Origin of the sequence: Azospirillum canadense (genome assembly GCF_025961225.1) — a bacterium.
GTDB classification, from domain to species: Bacteria; Pseudomonadota; Alphaproteobacteria; order Azospirillales; family Azospirillaceae; genus Azospirillum; species Azospirillum canadense.
This window is the reverse complement of sequence record NZ_JAOQNG010000005.1, coordinates 294,875-316,710: the sequence shown is the minus strand read 5'-3', so window position 1 is coordinate 316,710 and position 21,836 is coordinate 294,875. Positions and strand designations below refer to the sequence as shown.

Here is a 21,836-nt window from a genome sequence, read left to right as displayed (position 1 = left end):
TCATGCGCGGGTTGGCTACCGCATGACCGTGGTTTCGTCCCGGGGCTGCCTCGGTCTAGGAGCGAGCGTCGGTCAGGCCGGCTCATAACAGAACGCGAGGGTTCCCCTACCGCGCCCCGCCTCCAGCCGTGGGCACCGGCTGCGACATCCGGTGTCGTCAGGAAGCCGGACGCGGCTGGACCTCACGCGCGATCGCCCACAGAAAGCCGACCATCTCGCGCGCAATGGCCGTGGTGACCACCACCTTGGCCTTTCCAGCGGCCGTTAGACGACGATAGCGCGCGCACAGCCGGGCCTGCGCCTTCCAGGCGATGTCGCGGACGGACTGCGGCAGGGCTTCGAGGCGATCGTACAGCTTGCGGCTGACCCGGGCCGGCATCCGGTAGCTCCAGGCGCCCTCGATCAGGATCCGCCGTGCCAAGCCGCTGCCGGCCTTGGTGATGCCACCACGGCGCACGCTGGCGCCACTGGAATGCTCCGAGGGCACCAAGCCGAGATAGGCCATCAACTGGCGGGGGTTGGCAACGCGCGAGAAGTCGCCCACCTCGGCGACCACCGTGACCGCCACGAGGAAAGCAACGCCGCGCATGGCCTGGAGGGCAGCTACGACCGGCGCCATCGACCACTCCGCGACCAGTCCCTCGATTTGCCGGGTCAGACGTGCCACGCGGGCCTCGGAGTCCGTTACGGCGTGGATGTAGTCCTGCAGCACCGCCTGCTGAGCCGGATGGTCGAAGCGCACCGTCGTCAGCCAGCGTCGGTAGGCCTGGGTCCAGCCCCGCTTGCCAGAATAGACGCGGGCGTGGCGCAGGAGAAAGCCTTGCAGGTGCTGGCGGGCCTTGCCCAGCACCTGCACCGCCGTCGCCCGAGCCCGGATCAAATCACGCATCGCCTCGTGAGCCCCGTCGGGCACCCACACGGCCGTCAGCTCGCCGGCCCGATGTAGCTTGGCGAGCATGACAGCGTCGCGCCGGTCAGTCTTCACCCGGTCGCCCGCCCGGACCGGGATCAGCGACGGCGCCACGACCACGCACTCATGCCCGAGCGCGGTGAGCTGACGATACAGGCCGTACCCGCACGGGCCCGCCTCATAGCAAAAGCACAGGCGATACCCGTCCCGGGCGAGCCGGGCCACCAGCTTTTCGATCGCCTCGGCCCGGTTCGCCACCGTGCCGAACGAGCGGACCTCGCCGCCGCGCGTTCCTTCGGCAACGGCCACGGACACCGTCGCCTTATGCACATCCAGACCCACGAAAATGGTAGAGTTCATCGGCCCGTCCCCCATGTCTGAGGCTCGGCGCCGGACCGCCCGGCGCAATCCTCGATGGGGACATGCCGTGGGACGGGCCGCTACTCGCCTTTCGGCTGGCAAACATATGGTCTAGATCAGTCTGCCCGCCGAGCAAGACGGTCGGACTTCCACATCCAAGTCGAACAGCGCAAGCAGAAAGGCCGCCCGGTGAGGGGCGGCCTTGGTGCTGGCAGAACAGCGACGGTCAGCCGGCCTTCATGCGCCCCTTGATCGCGGCGAGGTTCTCCAACACCGCGGCCTCGTCCTCGGTGCGGGCCTTCCGCTCGTTCCGCACCTCCCAGCCCAACAGCGCGTTGATGAGCAGGTGCCCATCGATGTCACCGGCCGCTTGGTAGGCGCGGGCAACCTCCACCACCGGCGGCGTGCAGCCGCCCGCCTGCCGCGGGGCCTTATTGATCGCTTCCAGCAACTCTGCGTAGGTCAATCCCTCTTCCCCTCTCCTCCAGCATGGCCACGGACCACCTGCGCCGGCCGCCCGCACTCTCGGCACGTCACCTTTTTCAGCGCCGTCAGCGTCGAGCAGTCTGGCCCAAGCCGCGCGATCAGAACGGCCTTGTCCACCTCGAAGGTCCGCTGACAGTGGAAGCAGCCACCGTACAGCTTGTGGGTTTCCGGAAGGTTGCCGAGGGTGTCGAGGACAGGCTTGGGCATGGCCGCATGCTAAAAGGAGAACAAGGCAAGAACAAGCCTCGCCCCGCTTGGTCCATGTTAATTTTCTGGCCCGGAGATGAGGGCGCGCGGAAGCGGTGTCGTAAGCTCCGGCGGGAAAGCGAAAGGCCCCCGCACCGGGAGGCCTTTCGTGGCGCTGCGACATTTCCGCTGTTACCGGCGACAAGCGCTTTCCTGACGGCACGGATGTCGCTTTGTTTGCCGGGACTCGCCCTGCCCCCGCGGGTAGCCGTCGCAGTGACCCTATCCGCAGACGCCACACGCCACAAATGACATTACCGCGTCAGCGCCGCCCCAGGTCCGGTGCCCTGTCGGGCTCGTGCCCAGGCCGCCACCAGAACCGCTGGCCGTATTCCTGCCGGGCCTTGTTCTCTACCCGCGCGACGGAGTCCCGAAAGCCGGGATCAGGTAGCGCCTGGACGTTGTCCATGATGGCGCGGTCGGTGACCAAACGACTGTACCAGAGGTTCGAGCCCGGCAGGTTGCCGTGGATGAACCGGGGCACCTCTGCGCCGTAGTGGCTGGGCTGCCCGTCCATGATCTTGCGATAATCGAGGATCGCCAACCGGGCCGTATCGTCAGCGAGGCCGAACACCGGGCCGGCCATGGTGATCGCCAGCCCTTTCATGTTGCGGTCGAGGCCGGCTTGCAGGAAGTCGCCGAAGATGCCGGCGCCGCCAGCCTGCATGTAGGCCGCTCCCCAGAACCGCAGGTCATCCATCCGGCGCGGATCCGTGCCGGTGATGATCTGCCTGGCCTGGATGGACATCGCGCCGGCCACGGTCAGCAGGGTGGACATCGCGGCGAAGCTCGCAACCTTGCCGGGCGTGGCGTTGATGGAAGTGCGGGCAAGGTGAGTGGTCGCCATCGTCATCGAGAACGACTTGAACAGCCAGAAGGACCGCGCGACCTCCCCCCAGAAGGTGCCGCGGGGAAGGCCGCCGCTGGTCAGCTGGCGAACCCGGGCGTCCGGCGCCAGCACGGCGAAGGCGCGTTCCTGGAGGATCGCCTCCATCAGCATTTCCCCGAAGGAGCGGTCGGACACGTTGGCCGGGTCGAAGAGGCGCGCGCCGCCGGCCTCGACCAGCGGCGCGGATCACGTCCCATTCCGCGGCGCTGATGCCGTAGCGCTTCAGCATGCGCTGGAGCGGCTTTGAAACGCCCTCCAGGGGCCGGGCGGCTTGGTCGGCGACGTGCCCCATCATCTCCAGTGCCCAGGCGTTCTTGATGCCGTTCGTCCACGCGGACATGCCCTGCACGCGGGTGATGAAGAATGCCATGCGCTCCATGATCGTCGGCCCGACGGTCTCGTCGTTGAAACGACAAACGCCCAGGGCGGCGTCCATCACGGCGTGCAGGACGATGCCCATGCGCAGGGCACGCTGACGGTCGCCATTCTTCGCGATCTGCGTCACCGTCGAGGCGATGAAGCGCGTGACCAGCATGCCGTTCGCCGCCGCCCACCCCGCCGTGACGGCATCGGCGGGAATGGACGAGACGAGCGCGGAACCCAGCCGGGCGCCCGTCCGCCAGGACCGGAGCCCACCGAACAGCCCAGCCCAGAACTCCGACCGCGCCTTGCCCAGCCGGCCGGACAGGGCGTCTTTTGCTGTTTGTTGGTGGCCGGGCATGCCCGCATCGCCCGGCGGTCTCACGGTGTGGTGTGTAGGCTGAGCGTTGAGGCGCCGCGCCGCGCCGCCGGGAAATGCATGGAAGTCCGCGTGCCCTCGCCCACCGCACTCTCGATGACGAGCTTTCCACCATGGGCCTCCATCAGGCTCTTGGCGATGCTCAGGCCAAGCCCGGTGCCCTGGAAGCGGCGTGCGAAGCTGTTGTCGGCTTGATAGAACGGCTGCGTCGCCTTCTCGACCTGCTCGGTGGTCATGCCGACGCCGCGGTCCTGCACCGAAATGACCAAGCCTCCGTCTGGTACGACCTGGGCGTCGACCAGGATCGGGGTTTCGGGCGCGCTGAACTTCACGGCGTTGGACAGCAGGTTCAGCAGCATTTGCCGCAGCGCCTGTTCGTCCACCTGCAGCACCGGCCAGACGGCCCGCCGTTCCATCACGATCGACCGGCCTTGCCCGGACGGCGTCCCGAGCATCATGGCAATGGCGGTACGGATGGCCTTTTCCGCCTCGACCGGCTCAAACCTGAGGTTGGTGTGACCGGTCTCCATTTGAGCAAACGACAGGATATCGATCACCAGGCTCAGCATGTGCCTGGCACTGGCAAGAATGTACCCCGCGTATTGAGCGTGCTCCTGGAGCGTAGCGGCGGGGTTTTTCGGCCGAGCGGCCACCCGGGCTCGTGGTTGGACGTCATCCTGGATCAGTTCGGAAAAGCCGATGATGGCATGGAGCGGCGTGCGCAGCTCATGGCTCATGGTGGCCAGAAAGCGCGTCTTGGCCTGACTGGCTTCCTCCGCCTGGGCGGCCGCGACCCGCAGTTCGCCGGTCATGGTCTCCAGCCGGCGATGCGCCTGCCGGATCGTGCGGTTTTGAATCACCAGAAGCGTGATGAGCAGCATGCCGCAGAGCGCCAAGCCCATGGCCAGAGCGGTGAAAAGCCAATGCAGGAAGAGCAACCGATCCTGGCCCTGGTCGACCTGCTCGCCGCCGAACTGGTTCGCGGCCGATGCAAACGCGTTGAGTTCGCGGTCCACGGCGCCCAAAACGCTGAGGGCGGTGATTGCCTTTTCCGCCGCGGGGGCCGGACCGGCGAGCAGGGCCGTCACCCGGTCAAGCGCCGCCTCAAGACGATCGATGGACTTTCCGTGCTGAGGATAGCGGTCGATGAAGGCCGACGCTTGGCCATCTCCCAACACGCTGATGCGGTTGCGAACGATGTCGATGCGCAGTTGAACTTCGTCGCCGTCAATGGCCGAGCCCGGCAGAGCGCTCGCCAGAATGCGCTGCTCCAGGCGCGACACCTCGCCGACCGCCTGGCTCGCGGCCCAGGCGAAGTTGTAGGGCGCCGCGCTGCGCAGCGTGGCGCCATAGTTCAACACCAGCAGCGACAAATACGCCGCCGCCAGCCCAAATCCACAGATGAGAACAGCGAGCGCTGCGCTCAGGCGATGGGACGATCGGCCCGCGAACCAGCGCCGACCGCGTTCAAGCCACGGCATCGTCACTGGATGGTCAGTCGAACAACCTGCCAGACCGACCGGCTGTAAAACTTGTGCTTTTTGGCTTCGGGGTCGTGGTCGAAATCGTAGACGATGAACAGGGGCCCCTTGTCGCTGACCGGCATATACCGCCCGTCGCGCTTCAGCGCGAGGATGACCTGGCGGTTGCGGACGTCCTCCATGGGGAGTTCACCGCTGTAATCGTTGAGCGCGGTCGCGACAATCGTCTCGCCGCGCGCGCCGAGGCGTTCCATGAGCCGTGCCAGGGGGACGCCCACAAACGTCACCGGCTCCTTGTACCAGGGCGTTGTCGTCGTGAACGACACGGTGCCGAGCGCCTCCAGCGACGCGCGGTCGAACTCGGCCAGGTCGCCCCGATTGGTCACGCTGATGTGGCCCGAGACGGTAAGGATTGGCTTTTCCACCGGAGTGGGGAGGGGATCAGCCCAAGCCGGAGCGGCAAGGCCGATCAGGAGCGCGCCGACGACGCGGAGAAAAACCTTACGGGTCATGCGGAAATGGTGGTTCAAGGACAGCATGGGGGCCGTGTTCATGATTGCATACGAGCGCAATAATACTGAAAAATAATTAACCGAGTGGCGCCTTTTTTGACAGTGGTGACGCGCGATATAAAACCTGAACCGAGCATGAGCAACACTCCGGGCAGTTACCCGCAACATTTGTTGGATTTTAGGATTACTCGTCACAAAGTTCAGATAGCGACGATCACGAGATGGCGCCTCGTCCGGTGAAGTGAAGGCATGCTTCGTTCCGTTTCGCTTATCATCGAAAACGCGGTGATTGATGCGCAGCGGCTCGCAAGTTCTCAGCCCTGTCGGCTAAAGAGAATCGTCGGCGTGGGCGGTTTCGGGCGGGTCACGGAGAACGCCGTACCGCTCCACATAGGCGCACAAACGCTCAACAGACTTGAGGACGTCGGCGCGGCCCTTCAGCCAGTTCCGGTAGGTCTGGAGCGAGGTCGGCCGCGTCATCCCCTGCCCTGCTTGCCGGCGAGTTGAGCCATGGCGCCCTGCTTCGGGACGATCTTTTCGGCATAGCGGGCCGGCATGTTGGGACTTTTCCAGCGGCCCGCCTGCTGGATGGCCGGCAGACCGAACCCCGCTGCGGTCAGGTCCTGGGCGGCCCCGACCCGCAGGGAATGGCCCGAGACGAGAGCCGGGTCGATGCCGGCGGCCTCGGTGCGGCGTTTAGGGGCGGTTTCCAGAACTCTCACTCGATGATCTCCCTCACGGGCACTGTGGAGGGAGCCTGGCGCGGATCGTTGCCGCGGAGTGCGCAGACATATCCTGTCCCAATGATCCGATACCCAATGGTTGCCACACCATGCCATGCTGGGCGATGCAGGGGACCCCGCCGCAGCCGATCCCGCACCGAGGCCGTGGCCCCAGCCGGGCGACAAGCGGATGGAGCCGGCCGTGATCACGCTGTACACCTACCCCCACCTGTTCGGCCTCGCGGACAACAACCCGTACGGCCTGAAGATTGTGGCGTTCCTGCGCCTGTGTGGGCTGTCCTATCGGCAAGAGCACATCATCGACACCCGTGACGCCCCTCGCGGGCAACTGCCGTACATCATGGATGGCGGCACTGTGATCGGAGACAGCGATCTCATCATCGCGCACCTAATCCGACAGCATCGTCTGGCGATCGACGATGACCTCAGCGCGGCCGAACGCCGCATCGACCACATGGTCCGGCGCACGCTTGATGACCTGTATTGGGTGATGTCCTACTCGCGGTGGGCCGACGCGCGGTTCTGGCCCTTGTTTCGGGACCAATTGCTCAACACGCACCCAGACCTCACCGAGACATTGCTCGAGGCGGCACGGGAGTACAACCTGAAACGCTACCATTTCCAGGGCATTGGTCGTTACGAGCCCGACCAAGTTTACAGCCGCGGTCTCGCTGACTTGAGCGCCGTCGCCGGCACCCTGGCGGAGCGGCCGTTCCTGTTCGGCGACACGCCGCACAGCATCGACACGGCACTGATGGGCTTCCTGCCCAACATTTACCGGTACGAAATCGACACGCCGCTTCGCGCGTATGTCGCGGCGCAGCCCAATCTGGTCGACTTCTGCCGCCGCACGGTTCCGCTGGTGAGTGTGGCACCGCCCGCTTAAAAGTCGACCTTGGCGGGCGAGTCCGGACGGGAACCAGCATCGCCTCGGCGTGGCCATTTGAGATGCGGGAGGCAATCCGTGCCGTTCACTCGTGCCTTGGCAGAAGTGACGGAGCCGGCACGCCTTGTGAACACGATAATGAGCGGGTGCGGGCAGGTGGGCGCCGACGCCGGAGCGACCGTCTGGAAACACGGCGTCGCTATGTCATGATTGAGGGATAGCCCTCATTGCAGAGAATGGGCGGCGGAGTAATTGTATTCAGTAGAAAGGAGACTCGCTGATGAGCATACTCCCACTGAGCAAGAAACCGCAGCCGGACGAGGCTGAGTTCAACGCGTTCTTTCCGTCCCCTTTGTCGCTTTCTCAGTTCACGAGCTCGAAGTCCGATCTCGATGGCGCGGACTATCCGCAGCCGTACCGGGGAAACCGCAAGATCCTGCTGATCGGTACCGACGAACGCTATCTGCCGACCGACAACGGCACCCTCTTCTCGACTGGCAACCACCCGGTCGAGACGCTGCTGCCGATGTACCACCTGCACAAGGCGGGCTTCGAATTCGACATCGCGACCGTGTCGGGTAACGCAGTCAAGTTCGAGTTCTGGGCAATGCCGAAAGAGGACAAGGAGGTAACGGGGCTACACGAGGCGTATCTCGAGAAGTTCCGCCAGCCGCTCAAGCTGGCCGACGTGGTTGCGGAACTCGGCCCCGATTCCGACTACATCGGCGTATTCATCCCCGGCGGACACGGGCCGTTGATCGGCCTGCCGTTCAGCGCCGACATGGCCTCGACGCTGCGCTGGGCTCTCGACAACGACCGCTACATCATCTCAATCTGCCACGGACCGGCGGCCTTTCTGTCGTGCGCCGCGAAGGATGGCGAACCGTTCCCGTTCGACGGTTACTCGATCGTCGCGTTCCCCGATGACATCGATCGGCAGACGCCCGACATCGGCTACATGCCCGGCCAATTGAAATGGCATTTTGGCGAGAAACTGAAGGCGCTCGGCGTGACGATCCTCAATAAGGAGCCGACCGGCGCGACGCATCAAGACCGCAAGGTGCTGACCGGCGACAGCCCGTTCGCAGGCAACAATCTCGGCAAGCTCGCCGCGAAAACACTGCTCGCCGCGGTTGCGGGACCCGCCAAACGGGCGAGCACCTGACCGTGCAGCGCGCGCCCCTCGAAGATGCAGCCAGGGTGGTCGCGGCGATCGAGGGGAGCGACGCCCCGGAGACGCTGCAGGCGCTGGTCCGCGAGTGCGCACTGCCGCTCGGCTATGACCGATTCGTGCTCTACTCTGCGGATATTGAGCGGGACGAGGTTATTGCCCAGCTGTTCTGGCTTGAGGGCGACTGGTTCGGCGAGGGCGGCGAGGTGGACGCCAAGACGTACCTTGCCAGGTGTCCGGTGACCCGGCACGTCCTTGAGACCGATGAGCCGTTCTTCTGGTCGAAGACGGGAAACCCCGGCGCAGAGACCTACCGCGTGGTCGTCGTGCCGCGCGGACGAGGCATCCACGGGCTGCAGGTCCCGATTTTCGCACCCGCCGGCCTCGTCGGCGCGATGTCGTTCGGCGGCAAGCGCATCGACAGCTCGACGGCCGCCCGGCTGTTGCTGACGCTTGTCGGCACCGCGGCGCTGCGCACCGCAAAGCGGCTTGCGGGTCTCGGAGGCGCCGCTGCGCCACACCGGCTGTCACCCCGCGAACGCGAGGTGATCCGCTGGATCGCCTCAGGTCGCAAGCAGTCGGACACTGCCCTGTTGCTGGGCCTGTCCGAGCGGACTGTCGAGAATCATCTGCGCCGCATCCGCAACCGGCTCGGAGCGAGCAGCACCGCCCAGGCGGTCCTAATGGCCGTGCAGACGGGCGAGATCGAGAGTTAGGCGTCGTCTTCAGAACTCATACCAATGGCGTTTGAAGAGTTCCGATAAGCGGCTTTCAGGCGAAAGCCGGCCACCAGTGAAAGAGGGTTTCGGCTCGGAGGTGGTCTGGATCGTCGGTTAAGGTGCAACAGTGATCGGCAAGCGCCTCGTCGAGATCAGCCAGCCTGCCGAAATACCGGTTGGCCAGGGGCTCGTTGGTGAGCGGCCATAAACGTTCGGCGGGCTGCAATTCGGGGGAATACGGGGGGAAGAATTCCGGCGTGATGCCCTCAGGGATTTCCAAGGCCCCCGACACGTGCCAGCCCGCACCGACAAGCACCAGAAGAACGCGCTTGCCCGCGCCGGCGCCAACCTCCCGGGCGAAGGCCGCGAGCGGCGCGCTGAACAAAGCGGTGCTGACGGTGTCCGCCAGGAACCAGATGACCTGCCCTGTGCTCGGTCGGACGAAGCCCGCGACATACAGCCAATCGAAGCGGTGATGACCAAGTGCCACCGGGCGACACCACACCTTCTGCCTCAGCTTCCGCGATGTGGAGCTGCTGCTGACCGAGCGCGGCGTGGTGGTCTCCTACGAGACGATCCGGCGCTGGTGCCGCAAGTTCCGTGTCGCCGCGCGCGATGCGGGCGAGAGCCCAAGGCCAGCCCCGGCCGCGCCCGAGAAGCGCTCGACGCTTTCTCCTCGAAGGCCTCCGTGCAGCTGGTGGCGTGCAGCGCGTCCGGTTGGCCGGCGGTGGTTGTTGCCGCAGTGGAGGGCGGGCTTCAGCCCGCCCCTTTGCTTCTGGGCCGCGCGTCAGGCGACCCGACGCCACTCGCCATCCAGGACCGGCGGGGAAGATGGGTGGTCATGGCCGAGATGCTCGGCCAAAATCGCCATGTTCTTCCGGTTGGCCTTCCAAAAGACGTCGGCCACGTTGCCGACGACTGGGACGGCGCTAATGGCGCTGTCCAGCGCGATGTTGCCGATCATGCGCGCGAGCGTTCGACGAGGAACGCCAAGGCGCCACGCTTCGTGAACCAGATATCCCGATACGGCGGTGGTCACGAGATTGCCGACGCCGGGCACGAGCCCGAGCACCGCGTCGGCGCCGAGAGTAATGGACGTGCCGGGAATGCGCACAGCGCTGTCCATCACCCGGGCAAGCCACTCAAGCCGCACCCATGCATTCTGACGCGCCCTCCCGGCATTGGCGGTATGCCGGGTGGCAAAGGCGGAGAAAAAAGACGTGGTGGTCAAGTGAACCCTCCAGATGTGGGGCGGAGTGCCGCCCGCGCAGGTGAAGGGCTCCGACATCGCGATTCGTAGCCGGTGAATCGCCAGAGGGGCCCGGAGCCATCACCGCACAGATGGTCCGGACTTGTCGCCGCTGCAAGGCCTCCGTCATAGGACGTCCGGCAAGGGGCGGTGAACTCCTTCGCAGCGGGGCGATCAGGTTCGCTCACGCCCCGTCCGCGCGGTGCGATGGCGTAGCGTGGCCGGGGCCGCGCTTCCGGTCGGCCTCCTCCGGGAGTGCTGTGCCGGGAACAGGGTTCTTCCGCATCACCAGCCACATGACGCTCACGATGGCGACCGCATAAAGGATGGCGGCGAGGGCGTTCTTGTACTGTCCGGCTCCGGCGGCCATGCCGATGGCGCTGGTCATCCAGAGGCTCGCGGCTGTGGTCGGACCGCGCACGCTGCCCAGCGCGACAAAGTTCACGCCGGCGCACAAGAAACCGATCGCTTGCGCCAGCCCTTGAATGGCTCGCGTTGGATCGGGATCGCTTTCTCCCCGCACGGAGAGTTCTTCGAACAACTCGAGCGCGAACAGCATCGTAACAGCCGAACTGAGGGCCACCAATATGTCCCGGCACTGGCCGTTCCGTGGGAACACCCAGAGTTTGGTCGTCGTGGGCTGCAACGGCTCTCAGGATCCCGCTTGAATCGCTGGCGGTTCCGCAATCGTCCGGATCCATGGGCGATGCCTGTTCGGAAGTGTAGGATGAAGGACATTTTTACGCCGCGTTAACCATGCCGTCCCAGAAATGCCCCTCCCTGACGCGGCTTATGACCGCCCAATTCCCTGCAACGGCAGCGAGGACCGGACCAGTGAGCGTTCACTCTCTTCCCAGCGTTTCGTCGGTCAATCACAGCACGGCGCGCATGGCCGAGGTCATTGCCCGGGTGGCTCTGGTCGAAGCGGATGATGGCCGCCGTGAATCGTTGGCCCGCAGCTTGGCGGACGAGGGGTATGATGTCCGGTCGTTCGACCGTGGCGAGGCCGCGCTGGAGTATCTGACGCGAGATGGCGAGGCCGATCTCCTCCTGTTCGACTGGAACGCGCCCGGCATGGCGGCCGCCACGCTCCTGCGGCAGGTGAACTCCCGCGGGATCAGCGCCTCGGTCATTTGCCTGGCCGAAGAGGCTGAAGACGGTGACGGAGAGATCGCACTGGCGCACGGCGCTCTCGATTACATCGACAAGTCGCGCCGGCTGCCGATCCTCCTGAAGCGGATGGCGCTGATCCTCGATGGCACCAAGTGCAGCACCAGCGACGTGCCCGAGCAGGTTGAGAGCGAGGCGCAGGTCCAAATCCACGGAGATCTGGAACTGCGCGTGGCCCAGGGGCGTGCCTTCTGGAAAGGAACGCGCGTCGATCTTACGCTGACCGAGTTCAACATGGTCGCCCTGCTGGTGAACCGGCTGGAGAGCGACGTGTCCTACCGTGAAATCTACGACCTCGTGCACGGCCAGGGTTTCATGGCCGGGTACGGAAGCAACGGTTATCGGGCGAACGTGCGCGCCTTCATCAAGCGCATCCGGGCAAAGTTCCGCGCGGTCGATGCTGAATTCGACGGCATCTCCAATTACCCCGGCTTCGGCTATCGCTGGAACAGCACTCCGGTTGCCGGACCCGGTGACGGCGAAGCGGCGCCCGCCGCCGCCTGACAGACTGGGAGAGCGGCGCCCAACAATGAAGACGCCTCCTGATTAGACGGGAAACCGCGCGTCGGGTCAGTTCCCGTGACCGAACCGCGTCACCGTCTCAGCGTCGCGAAGATCGGCATGGCGACGTGGTGGACCAGCGGGATCAGCATTGCGCCGAGGATAAGGCCAACCACACCGGCCACCGCCGCAGCGGCCAGCCACTCCACCACTGCGGCGCCCGCCGGCATGGCATCGCCGACCGCCGCGGCGGCATTCTGAACCGCGTGGCCGATCTCCGACAGCCCGTAGCCCTCAAGGCCATGGATGATGATGCCGCCGCCGACCCAGAGCATCGCGGCGGTGCCGACGAGGCTAAGCAGCTTCAGGAACAAGGGCATACCGTAGACAAGACCACGGCCCAGCCCCTGCGTCAGCGGGCGCAGCGTCCGATCGGCCCCGCTCGGCGCACCGGTGGCCAACCGCCGTAGCCCGAAGAGGCTGGAGACGGGCCGGTCGTTCTGCGCCAGGGAAACGCCAGCGTCGTCAGCTTTCACGATCAGGGCCACCGCGCCGTAGACCGCGACGGTGATGCCGGTTCCGACAATGCCCAGGATCAGCGCCTGTATCCAGAAGGAGGAGGTCTCCGCAGCGACCGTGGACAAGGTGATCGCCATGATTTCGGCGGACAGGATCAGGTCTGTCTTGATTGCACTGCTCACCTTCGCGTCTTCGAACTGCCGGGTCGTCTGCTGGGCGGCCGTAACCTCGCCACCAGGACGATGATGGGCCGCGTGCGGCCAAGCGGCCTCGTAGACCTTTTCCGCCCCTTCATAACAGAGGAAGGCACCGCCCAGCATCAACAGCGGCGTAATGGCCCAGGGCGCTACAAGGCTCAGCGTCAAAGCCGCCGGCAACAGCAGCACCAGCTTGTTCTTCAAGGAGCCCAGAGCGATCTTGCCGATGATCGGCAGCTCCCGATCCGCGGTGAAGCCGACGACGTAGCGCGGCGTGACCGCAGCGTCATCGACCACCACACCGGCGGCTTTGGCTCCCGCCCGCGCGGCCTGCCCGGCGGCATCGTCCAGAGAAGCGGCGGCGACTTTCGTCAAGCCAACCACATCGTCAAGCAGTGCGATCAGTCCTGTGCTCAAGGAAGTGGCTCCTTATAGTCCTTGCACCACTCCAACAAACACGGAGCCGCGACGTTGTTGCGTCGAGGGACCTTGTTGCAGCCAAATGAACTCGGGCGTAGGGACCCCTTTCCCGGCCTTCGGATTGCGCAACGCGGATGGAGTCCGGGCGTCCGAGGTCGAGCATGCGGTTCAGGATCCGGACCAAGATGGCGATCTCGGCTTCCCGCCGATCCTCAGTGCGGAATCGCAAGCTGTCGCCAATGACGCGCTTCCCTGAAAAATCACCTTTCCGGAACCCTCCACGCGCCGATCGTATCACAGAGGCGGTTGGCGACGATGAAGATGGCCGCCGCGGTCAGCAGGGCCAGGACGATCCGGCCCAGCCTGTCGTGGCGCCGATCCAGGCGCTTGTTCGCCAGGAGCCAGGCGCATCCATGCTCGACGATGCAGAGGATTTTGCCGAGCCTGGAGCCGTGTGGCTCGCCCTTCTTGCGGATGCGGGGCTGGATACCGTCCCGGAGGCAGAGCCAGCGGTTGTCAGCGCTGTGTACCCGGCATCCGCGGAGAGCTTGCCGATGGCCGCGCAGACGACCTGGGCCAAGCGCAGTAGCTCGGGGAAGAGCCGGGTGTCGTGGACTACGGGGAACCGGCCGACCGTATTACAGCACCAGCCCGGCGACGTTGTCCTGCCAAGCTCGGCCTCGCGGATGTAGCCGCGCGCGACGTCGGCGCTCTTGTGCCGGGTCTACTTCATGATCTGGTGCAGCTGGGCGCCCTGCGCGGCGGCGGCGGTGGCCAGCCCGGCGCGCAAGGAGTGCCCGGAGAGCAGCGCCGGGTCGAGGCCGATGCGCCCGGCCGCCGCCTTGACGACGTCCCCCACCGTGCCGGGGTGCAGGCCGCGCACCAACACCCGTCCCGCTTCGAGACCGCGCGCAGCAGCGGGCCCGGTCAACGGAATGCTCGCGCGCGTCAGCCACCGTCGGCAGCGGCGCCAGGCGTTGCCGAACTCATCGTCAAGTGAGCCTACGGCACAACGTGGCTAAGCGCTTTGGATGCCACCGCGACCGCTAAAAATGCCGCTCCCGGTAGAACTCAGCCAGTAAGTCATTCTACAGGCTTCAACGAATCTTGCCTCTTCGTGACACTGCACCTCGTTCCCAGAATTCTTCCATCAGCATCCATTGTAGAAATGCCGGCCGTTGACCTCTCGTTCCGGATCGGCCATGGTAACGCCAAATCATCGTGACAGGTGTGGTGAGACATGGACGACGCTCTTAAGGAAATGACGACCAAGGTGGTCACCGCTTACGTCGGCAACAACGCTGTGTTGGCGACCGATTTGCCGGCTCTCATCAACGGCGTGTATGGCGCACTCACCAACCTCGGCAAGCCCGTGGCGCCGACCGAACCGGTCAAAGCTCCCGCGGTTCCGATCAAGAAGTCGGTCACCCCGGACTACATCATCTGCCTGGAAGACGGCAAGAAGTTGAAGATGCTGAAGCGGCATCTGCACAGCGTCTACGGCTTGAGTCCCGATGAGTACCGCGCCAAGTGGGGTTTGCCGCACGATTATCCGATGGTCGCGCCGCACTACGCTCAGGCCCGATCGGCAATGGCGCTGAAAATCGGCCTCGGCCGGAAAAAGGAAGAGCCGCCGGCACCGGCGGAGCCCGCGGCAAAGGGGAAGACCCGCCGCAAGAAAGCCACGGCCTGACCACCGGGCATCCCGGTGGGGCGCACCAGCGGGATGCCACTCCGCCTCGGTCGTCATGTCGAACCTGACCAGGGCCGGAACGCGCCTCTCAAACGGCGACGACGTCGGAGACGTCGTCGCATTGCGCATTAAGCACCAACGAGTCCGCCCTGCGCTGCGCAGGCGTCCTTGGTCGCCTGGACTTGGGAGCCGTCCGGCAGATAACAGGTCCCCGTCCCGACGGAGGCGGTGGGCGCGGCGGAAGCAGCCGTCGACGTGGACGCCGGGGCGGGCGGCGGCGTCATGGCCGCGGCGCCGGCCGGAGAGGGCGCCGTGGTCGCCGCCGGCTGGACGGCGGCGGTGCTCCTGACCGAGCCGACGTTCTTGCTGACCCACCAGACTCGCATGTGCTGACTCGGGTACGGGACCAGCAGCGCCTGCAGAGCGTCAGGGCTGTTTTCCCCTCGCCCAGCCGGACGCTCCACCGGATATCATCGCGTGCGGCGGAGGCCCCTCACGGGACCGGGCGCCAATGTTTGCGGTCGCCCAGTGCGTCGACGCTGACGAGGAGTTCCTCGCTGGGCAGGCCGTCCTCCAGGAGCAGGCGGGCGTGCGGGAGGTGGCCCGGTCTGTCGACGAGGGCGGTGACGACATAGACCTTGGGCGATCCGGCCGCCCGGGTGAAGCGGTCCCCCACCTGAACGGAAGTGCGTGCCATCTCCCCTCCCCTCACGGCAGGCCGGCGAGCTCGTCGAGCAGCTGCTGGTACTGGCGGGGCGGCAGCGCCCTCTGGTCCGCGGCCATGCGGCGCAACGCCTGGAGGCCCGCCGGCGTGAAGGTTGCCTTCAGCCAGTGCGCGCCGTCGTCCACCAGGGACAACAGGCCACGCTCGATCATGCTTTGCACCGCGGCGCCCGGCTTCGGCTGACCCTTGTGCGGGCCGGTCGCCCAGCGCTTGACCAGAATGCCGTCATGGATGGAACGGGCGCTGCTGAGCCGGAGCATGAATTCGCGCCGGATCAGGTCGCGCTCCTTGGGCAGAAACTCAGGGGTGTCGGTCATGGCATCTCACGGAATGGGCAAAGCGCCACCGAGGTGTAGCGCGCCAGTCCGCGGGTGAGAAGAGGCCCAAGTGGATCGGATGCTCCGCCAGACGGGAGAGTCCGACTCCGGTGCTGCCCCGCGTTCGACCCCAGCCCACGCCGATCATCGACGGTCCTCTGGTCGGTAGTGTTGCCTTCATCCCGCCGTTACGTGCCGTCTGAGAGTTTGGTAAAATAACCCGGCCGGGGACTACCACTTTTGACAAAGCTCTTTTGGATGAGCCGGCTGCTGCCGATGGAGACAATGCCATGGCCTTGATCGGGTACGCCCGCGTGTCGACCGACGAGCAGACCACCGATCCACAGATCGACGCGCTGAAGACCGCCGGCTGCGCGACCATTCTGCGCGAGCACGCCTCCGGTAGCGATCGATCGCGCCCGGAATTAAAGCGCGCCATCGAGCGCTGCCGCAAGGGCGACGTGCTGGTCGTCGTGCGCATCGACCGGTTGGCGCGTTCGCTCGCCCACCTGCTGGAGATCCTCGCGGCCCTCGACGCCAAAGGCGCCGGCTTCCGCTCGCTCGGCGATCCGATCGACACCACCAGCCCGCAGGGCCGCTTCACCCTGCAAATCCTCGGCGCCGTCGCCGAGTTCGAGCGCGCCCTCATCCGCGAGCGCACCAAGGCCGGGTTGAAGGCGGCCCGGGAGCGCGGCCGCATCGGCGGCAATCCGGGACTGCGCTTCCGCTCCGCCGCGGCGGTGCGCGCCGTCAATGACGCGCGTGAGGCGCGGCGCGACGCCGACGTGCTGCGCGTGGCCGACGCCATTCTGCCCCATGTGCGGGCGATGCGGCCCGCGTATCCGTGGGAGACCGTGGCCCGCAGTCTGGCCAAGAGCGGCTCGCGGCGGCCCGACGGTGGTTCGTGGACTGGCCCGGCCTTGGCGCGGGCCGTGCGCCGCCTCGCCCGGGATGGCTTCGTGGACGAAGTGGTGCTGGAGCGCACGCCCCGCCGCCGGGACAGCGACGATCTCGTCACCCTGGTCGCCATGGCGGTGAACACGTTGGAGAACCCGACGCTCACCAACATAGCCCGGCATCTGGAGGGCATTCATTGCCGGACGCCGCGCGGTGAGACGCGTTGGTCGGTGTCGTCGGTGCAGAACTTGCTGGGCCAAGCCGTCGCGCAAGGGCTTCTCGAAGATCGGCCCCTTCCCAAGCCGGAGGCGCCGCGCCGGCGTGGTCGCCCCCCGAAGTCACTGAAGGCGGGAGGTACGGACCCCTGATTGGAAGCGGTAGAGGATGGAAACGGTAGGGAGACTGGAAGTGGGGCTCGTTTCCGCAGTCTTATGGGAGTTTGGGCTCGCCCACCTGTTTTCTGATTGTCCCACGAACAGCCCGCAAAGGCGGGCGAAGGAGGCCATCATGCGCCTTCGATATGCGCTACCGCAGCATCCCTAGCGCTTTTGCTCACCGGCTCGGCATGGGCTCAGAATGCGGGGCACGGTCGCCGTTGCCATTCAGCGGAGTCGCCGCGCCGACCCAAATGAACCAGAACGACATTCCCACCGCAGCGGCCGCTCCGCCAGCACCCTCGACGGCCATGGGAATGGAGATGAACGGTGCGGCCCTGCTTGGCCGGACCGTCTACGGTGAGGGCGAGGAGACGATTGGAACGGTGGTCGACATCGTCCTTGACCCGCGCACCAATGGGATTCACCAGCTGGTGATCGAGAGCGCCAATCTGCCCAACGGTGGGCATAAGACGGTGGCGGTCGACATGAATCGGGTCCGAGTCCGGCCAGAGCAGGGCGTCCGTCTCACCGGGCTGACCCGCGACGGCATCGCGGCCATGCCGGACTTCGCTCCGGATGACGCGAGCATTGCGCTCGGCCGCTCGTCCTCAAAGGTGAGGGCCAGCGACCCAATCCCACACGCGCCGCAGCCGTCACCGGATCGGTGAGCGGGCTCGCACGCGTCTCGCGGCCAGTGGTCGCTGGTGCCCGCCGGCGGTTGCGACGCTGGCGTTGCGCATCGACCGCCCGCATGCTGTTCGCTGCCAAGTCGGCATTCCGCGAAATGCGCGGCCGGTGTCTCGCTGGGCAAGATCGACACCACCGGCCGCAGGGCCGCCTTGCCCTTCAGGTCTGCATCGCCGTGGCCGAGCAGGAACGGGCATTGCGCGATCGGGCCCGCGCGCAAGGCTCGCTGGGGCGTGACGACCGCGCCGCTGGGAAGTAGCTTCCAAGCAACACAGGATCAGGGGCCGACATGTTCATGGTGAGCGAGGAGGAACGCATGGCCATCTGCCGCGCCTATGATGCGGGTGGCGAGTGGGCGGCTGTGGTCGAGCTGCGCCGCTTCTTTCCCATCGAGGACAACGACAACGCCCTGTTCGCGGTGCGCAGCATCGTGCGGTGGCGGACGGCTCCCGGCTCCCCACCGCCGCGCCGCCCACCGAACGGAACCTCGCGGTAAGATTCGCCTGACGAACATGGAACCAAGGGCGATGTCCTCACGACGGCGGCTCGGCGGAATCTCCAAGCAGAGCAACGACCTCACTCCAGGCCAGACATGCGCAACCGCGATCTGATCGGCAAACCAGACTGGACACCGGCGACCTATGAGGCGGTCGCCGCTGACCGGGCCACGCCGGACCAAGTCGTTGCCATCACAATCACTGGCGAGGTCCGCGGCGTCTTCGGGTTGGACCAGCGTACGGCCGACGACGGCGTTCCGGTCTGGATCATCACCCACCTGGCGACTGGGCACCGCTTGCCGCGCGAGTTCCTGTCGCGGGACGCCGCCGGGGCCTGCGTCCAGACACTGGCGGGGCTGGACTGCTGGACCATGGACGATCCGGGACAGATGCTGCAGCATCCCGACGCCCTCTATGCCCGCCGCCTGCTGGCGAGCGCCCCCGGCAGTCGCACGGGCGCTGTCGTGCCGGTGGGCAAATCCCCCCGGAGTGACGTGGAGCCGGGATGACCCGTTTGCCGACCGCAACGTTCACGGGGGATTTCGCCCCAACCACTGGCGCGTGGTATTCTCATTCCGTCTTCGTGCACGCATCCGAGGGGAGACTGTATGATGGACTGGGACAAGCTGCGGGTGTTCCACGCGGTTGCCGAAGCCGGCAGCTTCACTCATGCGGGAGAAGCCCTCAACCTGAGCCAATCGGCGGTCAGCCGGCAGATCAGCGCCCTGGAAGACAGCCTTGGCGTCGCGCTGTTCCACCGGCATGCCCGCGGGCTGAGCCTGACCGAGCATGGCCAGGTGCTGCACCACACAGCGCACGATGTCTTCGCCAAGCTGGCGACGACCGAGACCCAGCTCATCGCGAGCAAGGAGATCGCCAAGGGCCCCCTGAAAGTCACGGCCACGGCGGCGTTCGGCGCCACTTGGCTGACGCCGCGCGTCGGCGAGTTTCTGGCACTCTACCCCGAGATCCAGCTCACTCTGCTGATCGACGACACCGAATTGGACCTCGGCATGCGCGAGGCCGATGTCGCCATCCGGGTGAGCCCGCCCCGGCAACCGGACCTCATCCAGCGGCACCTGATGGCCTTCCACTCGCATCTCTACGCGCACCAACGCTATCTTCAGCGGCACGGGGCACCACAGGCGGTTTCCGATTTGGCGGCGCACGACCTCATCACCTACCCTCCGGACGTCCGGGGACCGTTCGCCACGATCCATTGGCTCCGCAGCTTGGTCACCGAGCCGATCGCCCGCGATCGGACGGTGCTGCAGGTCAACAACCTCTACGCCATCTTCCGAGCGGTGGAGAGCGGGCTCGGCATCGGCGCCCTGCCCGATTATCTGGCCAAGGACCGCCCTGAGCTGGTGCGCGTGTTGCCCGCCCACTCCGGCGCACAGGTGGACGCCTTCTTCGTCTATCCGGAGGAGCTGCGGAATTCCAGGCGCATCGCGGTGTTTCGCGACTTCCTCGTCCACAAGGTGGCGGAGAGCCAATTCTAAGAGCATGTTTGTAGCAGGGGCATCCCGGCCGGCGCGGAGCGAGATGCTACTTTAAGCTGAAGAGGGGATTTGCGCCGGGCGAATGGTCTGGTAGGGCTGTGACCTTCGTCAACAACTGTCGGACCAGCAGCTTATGGGCACCGCCGTTCGTCCCGCAAGCACCACGCCGGCGGCGTGGGACGCGTTTACCGACGTGGACGCCTTCGTGGATGAGGTGCTGACCGAACTGGCGGCGATGGCCGCGGACGGCAGGCGGCCGACGCGACCCGGGCCGAAGCCGCCGTTGACCGGAGCGGCGTTGCGCAAGGCGATTATGGCGGTCTGGTGCGTGTGCTATTGCGGCATGCAATGGCGGGCCATCGGCCAGCTCTCGGGCATCCCCTTCGGCACGCTCTTCGCCCTGTTTGCCCGCTGGACCCGCCTTGGGCTGTGGCGCCGCTTGCTCGACCGGCTGCGCCGGACCTGGTGTGTGGCGTGCGGCGACACGCCCGAGCCGAGCACCGTCGTGATCGACAGCCGGACCTGCCGCTCGGCCCCAAGCTGCTTCGCGCGGGGCGTCGACGGCGGCAAGAAGATCCGTGGGGTGAAGGTCCATATCGCGGTCGAGAAATACGGCCTCCCGCTGGCGGTTGATGCCTCCCCGGCCAATGTACACGATACCAAGGGCATCGTGCCGGTGCTGCGCCAGCTCGTCGGGAAAGGCTTCCAAGGACCAGCCATTGGCGATCTCGGCTATCGCGGCGAGCGCCTGGCCAAGGTCGGCGAAGACCTCGGCATCACCATCCAGCCGATCGCGCGAGGCCGCGACGGCGTGTTCATTCCCACCGAAATTGCGTGGGTCGTGGAGCGTTCGTTCGCCTGGGCCGCTCGCTACCGGCGATTGAACATCATCGTCGAGCGGACGAAGGAGCACCTCGTCGCTTTCGTCGAGATCGCCTTCGTCTCAATCCTCGCACGGCGCCTGAAGCGCCTCACCGCCCACGCCGTCAGCGCATGACATCTACAAACAGCTTCTGAACGCCCCCAGCACTTTGGCGGCCGCGTCGGCGGAACGCTCGTCCTTCGGCTTCGACCAGATGGCCGTGGCCTGGGCGCGCGCGGTCGCCAGTTTCATGCGCAGATCGCTCAGCTTGGTCGCCGCCGGCGTGCCGGCGGCGCTCGCCTGCAGGGCCTCGAAGGCGTCCTCGCTGGCCTTCAGATCGGCGTCCAGCTCCTGCTGAACCTTCGCGGAGATCGTTGAGCCGCGCAGCGCCTGGTTGATGGGGCCACGCTCGACACTGAGTGCGCCCGCCAGTTCCAACTCCCGTTGCACGAGCTGCTCGAGGTGGACCGCTTCCTCGGCCCGGCTGAAGGTATCCCAGCGCTCACCGAGGTTTACCGCGGCGGCCACGAAGACCATTCCGGAAAGGAGGCTGATCACCCCGATCCCGCGGTTTCTGATGGACACGGCGCCTCTGTTCCTTTCTGGGCGTCGGTCCCGGTTCACGCACGCGGAATGCGGACGAGGACTCGTTTATGAATGGGGTGCCGTCAACGCCGTGGTCGGCTGACGGCACCAAGCGTGACCAACTTGCTCGTTCACTGGTTCAGGTGGTCCGGGCGAGGCCGGTCGCCGTGAGCCAGGGGGTGAAAGCGCGGGCGACAGGCGGCTCGGCGGCGGCGATCAAACGGCGGCGGAGTTGGCAATGTTTGACGCGTTGCCACAGCCGTACCGTGCCGTCACTGCCAATCACCCTCACCCGCTTGGCGGTGTCCAGGGGCTGCCACGATAGGGTCGTCCACGCGGCCGACACATCCACCAAGCTTCCATTGCGCTCGATCGCCATGTGCACGGTGGCCAGCACGGCGGAGAAGTGCACCCGATCGGACCGCCTTAAGGTTGCGGCGAACGTGGCGTCTGTGAGCGTCGCCATCACGCCGGTCCGAGCCACTGCCAGAAATGCC

At 66.1% G+C, this 21,836-nt stretch carries 29 protein-coding genes and 1 pseudogene; 12 read left to right on the top strand and 18 right to left on the bottom strand.

Annotated features, from left to right (window positions below; all coding sequences use genetic code 11):
- Positions 1-157: 157 nt before the first annotated feature.
- The 8 genes from M2351_RS26130 to M2351_RS26095 form a co-directional block, all read right to left on the bottom strand.
- Entirely contained in the window at positions 158-1,270 is a 1,113-nt protein-coding gene (locus tag M2351_RS26130) for an IS110 family RNA-guided transposase (protein ID WP_264658974.1), read from the bottom strand.
- Positions 1,271-1,496: 226 nt separating this feature from the next.
- On the bottom strand, positions 1,497-1,736 hold the full coding sequence (locus M2351_RS26125; RefSeq protein WP_264658973.1) for a hypothetical protein: 240 nt from the start codon (positions 1,734-1,736) through the stop codon (positions 1,497-1,499).
- Entirely contained in the window at positions 1,733-1,963 is a 231-nt protein-coding gene (locus M2351_RS26120) for a hypothetical protein (protein ID WP_264658972.1), read from the bottom strand. The genes M2351_RS26125 and M2351_RS26120 overlap by 4 nt, the downstream gene beginning before the upstream one ends.
- Before the next feature lie 301 nt (positions 1,964-2,264).
- Positions 2,265-3,026, bottom strand: coding sequence for a hypothetical protein (locus M2351_RS26115; protein ID WP_264658971.1), 762 nt, complete (start codon positions 3,024-3,026; stop codon positions 2,265-2,267).
- A gap of 606 nt (positions 3,027-3,632) precedes the next feature.
- Complete coding sequence (locus M2351_RS26110; RefSeq protein WP_264658970.1) at positions 3,633-5,003, bottom strand: sensor histidine kinase; 1,371 nt, start codon at positions 5,001-5,003, stop codon at positions 3,633-3,635.
- Between the two features lie 110 nt (positions 5,004-5,113).
- Entirely contained in the window at positions 5,114-5,650 is a 537-nt protein-coding gene (locus M2351_RS26105; protein ID WP_264658969.1) for a molybdopterin-dependent oxidoreductase, read from the bottom strand.
- A 300-nt stretch (positions 5,651-5,950) separates the two neighbouring features.
- Positions 5,951-6,103 carry a hypothetical protein gene (locus M2351_RS26100; protein ID WP_264658968.1) on the bottom strand — a complete coding sequence of 51 codons (153 nt, stop codon included), beginning with the start codon at positions 6,101-6,103 and terminating at the stop codon, positions 5,951-5,953.
- Positions 6,100-6,345, bottom strand: coding sequence for a tyrosine-type recombinase/integrase (locus M2351_RS26095; RefSeq protein WP_264658967.1), 246 nt, complete (start codon positions 6,343-6,345; stop codon positions 6,100-6,102). The genes M2351_RS26100 and M2351_RS26095 overlap by 4 nt, the downstream gene beginning before the upstream one ends.
- Before the next feature lie 202 nt (positions 6,346-6,547).
- Here M2351_RS26095 and M2351_RS26090 point away from each other — a divergent pair, with 202 nt between their 5' ends.
- From M2351_RS26090 to M2351_RS26080, 3 genes are all read left to right on the top strand, one after another.
- Positions 6,548-7,252: a glutathione S-transferase family protein gene (locus M2351_RS26090; protein ID WP_264658966.1), complete on the top strand. Its 705-nt coding sequence runs from the start codon at positions 6,548-6,550 to the stop codon at positions 7,250-7,252.
- 280 nt (positions 7,253-7,532) lie between these two features.
- On the top strand, positions 7,533-8,417 hold the full coding sequence (hchA, locus tag M2351_RS26085) for a glyoxalase III HchA (RefSeq protein WP_264658965.1): 885 nt from the start codon (positions 7,533-7,535) through the stop codon (positions 8,415-8,417).
- A gap of 2 nt (positions 8,418-8,419) precedes the next feature.
- Complete coding sequence (locus M2351_RS26080; RefSeq protein WP_264658964.1) at positions 8,420-9,139, top strand: PA1136 family autoinducer-binding transcriptional regulator; 720 nt, start codon at positions 8,420-8,422, stop codon at positions 9,137-9,139.
- A gap of 55 nt (positions 9,140-9,194) precedes the next feature.
- On the opposite strand, the gene M2351_RS26075 is transcribed toward M2351_RS26080, so the two are convergent.
- Positions 9,195-9,632, bottom strand: a complete 438-nt coding sequence (locus tag M2351_RS26075; RefSeq protein ID WP_264658963.1) for a transposase — start codon at positions 9,630-9,632, stop codon at positions 9,195-9,197.
- Between the two features lie 16 nt (positions 9,633-9,648).
- Between M2351_RS26075 and M2351_RS26070 the strand changes: the two are divergent.
- A pseudogene (locus M2351_RS26070) lies at positions 9,649-9,750 on the top strand (IS6 family transposase); the annotation flags it as partial.
- A 179-nt stretch (positions 9,751-9,929) separates the two neighbouring features.
- Here the strand turns inward: M2351_RS26070 and M2351_RS26065 are convergent.
- Both M2351_RS26065 and M2351_RS26060 read right to left on the bottom strand, forming a co-directional pair.
- The gene (locus M2351_RS26065) at positions 9,930-10,373 is read right to left on the bottom strand and encodes a DUF4112 domain-containing protein (protein ID WP_264658962.1); all 444 of its coding nucleotides are present in this window, start codon (positions 10,371-10,373) and stop codon (positions 9,930-9,932) included.
- A 202-nt stretch (positions 10,374-10,575) separates the two neighbouring features.
- The gene (locus M2351_RS26060) at positions 10,576-10,974 is read right to left on the bottom strand and encodes an MgtC/SapB family protein (protein WP_264658961.1); all 399 of its coding nucleotides are present in this window, start codon (positions 10,972-10,974) and stop codon (positions 10,576-10,578) included.
- 305 nt (positions 10,975-11,279) lie between these two features.
- Between M2351_RS26060 and M2351_RS26055 the strand changes: the two genes are divergently transcribed.
- Positions 11,280-12,065, top strand: coding sequence for a response regulator transcription factor (locus tag M2351_RS26055; protein WP_264658960.1), 786 nt, complete (start codon positions 11,280-11,282; stop codon positions 12,063-12,065).
- Between the two features lie 89 nt (positions 12,066-12,154).
- On the opposite strand, the gene M2351_RS26050 is transcribed toward M2351_RS26055, so the two are convergent.
- Both M2351_RS26050 and M2351_RS26045 read right to left on the bottom strand, forming a co-directional pair.
- The gene (locus tag M2351_RS26050) at positions 12,155-13,195 is read right to left on the bottom strand and encodes a DUF808 domain-containing protein (RefSeq protein ID WP_264658959.1); all 1,041 of its coding nucleotides are present in this window, start codon (positions 13,193-13,195) and stop codon (positions 12,155-12,157) included.
- A gap of 727 nt (positions 13,196-13,922) precedes the next feature.
- On the bottom strand, positions 13,923-14,129 hold the full coding sequence (locus M2351_RS26045; RefSeq protein ID WP_264658958.1) for a hypothetical protein: 207 nt from the start codon (positions 14,127-14,129) through the stop codon (positions 13,923-13,925).
- Between the two features lie 309 nt (positions 14,130-14,438).
- Between M2351_RS26045 and M2351_RS26040 the strand changes: the two genes are divergently transcribed.
- The gene (locus tag M2351_RS26040; protein ID WP_264658957.1) at positions 14,439-14,891 is read left to right on the top strand and encodes a MucR family transcriptional regulator; all 453 of its coding nucleotides are present in this window, start codon (positions 14,439-14,441) and stop codon (positions 14,889-14,891) included.
- A gap of 128 nt (positions 14,892-15,019) precedes the next feature.
- Here M2351_RS26040 and M2351_RS26035 read toward each other — a convergent pair whose 3' ends face one another.
- The 3 genes from M2351_RS26035 to M2351_RS26025 all read right to left on the bottom strand — a co-directional run bounded on the left by M2351_RS26035 (position 15,020) and on the right by M2351_RS26025 (position 15,932).
- Positions 15,020-15,277, bottom strand: coding sequence for a hypothetical protein (locus M2351_RS26035; protein ID WP_264658956.1), 258 nt, complete (start codon positions 15,275-15,277; stop codon positions 15,020-15,022).
- A 107-nt stretch (positions 15,278-15,384) separates the two neighbouring features.
- The gene (locus M2351_RS26030; RefSeq protein WP_264658955.1) at positions 15,385-15,588 is read right to left on the bottom strand and encodes a hypothetical protein; all 204 of its coding nucleotides are present in this window, start codon (positions 15,586-15,588) and stop codon (positions 15,385-15,387) included.
- 11 nt (positions 15,589-15,599) lie between these two features.
- Positions 15,600-15,932: a hypothetical protein gene (locus tag M2351_RS26025; RefSeq protein WP_264658954.1), complete on the bottom strand. Its 333-nt coding sequence runs from the start codon at positions 15,930-15,932 to the stop codon at positions 15,600-15,602.
- Between the two features lie 290 nt (positions 15,933-16,222).
- Here M2351_RS26025 and M2351_RS26020 point away from each other — a divergent pair, with 290 nt between their 5' ends.
- The 6 genes from M2351_RS26020 (at position 16,223) to M2351_RS25995 (ending at position 20,889) form a co-directional block, all read left to right on the top strand.
- Complete coding sequence (locus M2351_RS26020) at positions 16,223-17,197, top strand: recombinase family protein (RefSeq protein WP_264658953.1); 975 nt, start codon at positions 16,223-16,225, stop codon at positions 17,195-17,197.
- Between the two features lie 260 nt (positions 17,198-17,457).
- Positions 17,458-17,874 (top strand): PRC-barrel domain-containing protein, encoded by a 417-nt coding sequence (locus M2351_RS26015; protein ID WP_264658952.1) that lies wholly within the window; start codon positions 17,458-17,460, stop codon positions 17,872-17,874.
- Positions 17,875-18,182: 308 nt separating this feature from the next.
- Entirely contained in the window at positions 18,183-18,389 is a 207-nt protein-coding gene (locus M2351_RS26010; RefSeq protein WP_264658951.1) for a hypothetical protein, read from the top strand.
- Positions 18,390-18,485: 96 nt separating this feature from the next.
- Entirely contained in the window at positions 18,486-18,899 is a 414-nt protein-coding gene (locus M2351_RS26005; RefSeq protein WP_264658950.1) for a hypothetical protein, read from the top strand.
- A gap of 102 nt (positions 18,900-19,001) precedes the next feature.
- Positions 19,002-19,892, top strand: a complete 891-nt coding sequence (locus M2351_RS26000) for a LysR family transcriptional regulator (protein WP_264659107.1) — start codon at positions 19,002-19,004, stop codon at positions 19,890-19,892.
- A 133-nt stretch (positions 19,893-20,025) separates the two neighbouring features.
- Positions 20,026-20,889 carry an IS5 family transposase gene (locus M2351_RS25995; protein WP_264658949.1) on the top strand — a complete coding sequence of 288 codons (864 nt, stop codon included), beginning with the start codon at positions 20,026-20,028 and terminating at the stop codon, positions 20,887-20,889.
- A gap of 3 nt (positions 20,890-20,892) precedes the next feature.
- Here the strand turns inward: M2351_RS25995 and M2351_RS25990 are convergent, their stop codons facing one another.
- Both M2351_RS25990 and M2351_RS25985 read right to left on the bottom strand, forming a co-directional pair.
- Positions 20,893-21,339: a hypothetical protein gene (locus M2351_RS25990; protein WP_264658948.1), complete on the bottom strand. Its 447-nt coding sequence runs from the start codon at positions 21,337-21,339 to the stop codon at positions 20,893-20,895.
- 139 nt (positions 21,340-21,478) lie between these two features.
- Positions 21,479-21,805 (bottom strand): hypothetical protein, encoded by a 327-nt coding sequence (locus tag M2351_RS25985; protein ID WP_264658947.1) that lies wholly within the window; start codon positions 21,803-21,805, stop codon positions 21,479-21,481.
- Positions 21,806-21,836: the final 31 nt, after the last annotated feature.

Excerpts from the sequence above, each read along its gene's own strand:
- M2351_RS26130 (WP_264658974.1), bottom strand. The coding sequence starts at position 1,270 with ATGAACTCTACCATTTTCGTGGGTCTGGATGTGCATAAGGCGACGGTG.
- M2351_RS26120 (WP_264658972.1), bottom strand. The coding sequence starts at position 1,963 with ATGCCCAAGCCTGTCCTCGACACCCTCGGCAACCTTCCGGAAACCCAC.
- M2351_RS26105 (WP_264658969.1), bottom strand. The coding sequence starts at position 5,650 with ATGCTGTCCTTGAACCACCATTTCCGCATGACCCGTAAGGTTTTTCTC.
- M2351_RS26100 (WP_264658968.1), bottom strand. The coding sequence starts at position 6,103 with ATGACGCGGCCGACCTCGCTCCAGACCTACCGGAACTGGCTGAAGGGC.
- hchA (WP_264658965.1), top strand. The coding sequence starts at position 7,533 with ATGAGCATACTCCCACTGAGCAAGAAACCGCAGCCGGACGAGGCTGAG.
- M2351_RS26055 (WP_264658960.1), top strand. The coding sequence starts at position 11,280 with ATGGCCGAGGTCATTGCCCGGGTGGCTCTGGTCGAAGCGGATGATGGC.
- M2351_RS26040 (WP_264658957.1), top strand. The coding sequence starts at position 14,439 with ATGGACGACGCTCTTAAGGAAATGACGACCAAGGTGGTCACCGCTTAC.
- M2351_RS26035 (WP_264658956.1), bottom strand. The coding sequence starts at position 15,277 with ATGCGAGTCTGGTGGGTCAGCAAGAACGTCGGCTCGGTCAGGAGCACC.
- M2351_RS26030 (WP_264658955.1), bottom strand. The coding sequence starts at position 15,588 with ATGGCACGCACTTCCGTTCAGGTGGGGGACCGCTTCACCCGGGCGGCC.
- M2351_RS26025 (WP_264658954.1), bottom strand. The coding sequence starts at position 15,932 with ATGACCGACACCCCTGAGTTTCTGCCCAAGGAGCGCGACCTGATCCGG.
- M2351_RS26020 (WP_264658953.1), top strand. The coding sequence starts at position 16,223 with ATGGCCTTGATCGGGTACGCCCGCGTGTCGACCGACGAGCAGACCACC.
- M2351_RS26015 (WP_264658952.1), top strand. The coding sequence starts at position 17,458 with ATGAACCAGAACGACATTCCCACCGCAGCGGCCGCTCCGCCAGCACCC.
- M2351_RS26010 (WP_264658951.1), top strand. The coding sequence starts at position 18,183 with ATGTTCATGGTGAGCGAGGAGGAACGCATGGCCATCTGCCGCGCCTAT.
- M2351_RS26005 (WP_264658950.1), top strand. The coding sequence starts at position 18,486 with ATGCGCAACCGCGATCTGATCGGCAAACCAGACTGGACACCGGCGACC.
- M2351_RS26000 (WP_264659107.1), top strand. The coding sequence starts at position 19,002 with ATGGACTGGGACAAGCTGCGGGTGTTCCACGCGGTTGCCGAAGCCGGC.
- M2351_RS25995 (WP_264658949.1), top strand. The coding sequence starts at position 20,026 with ATGGGCACCGCCGTTCGTCCCGCAAGCACCACGCCGGCGGCGTGGGAC.
- M2351_RS25985 (WP_264658947.1), bottom strand. The coding sequence starts at position 21,805 with ATGGCGACGCTCACAGACGCCACGTTCGCCGCAACCTTAAGGCGGTCC.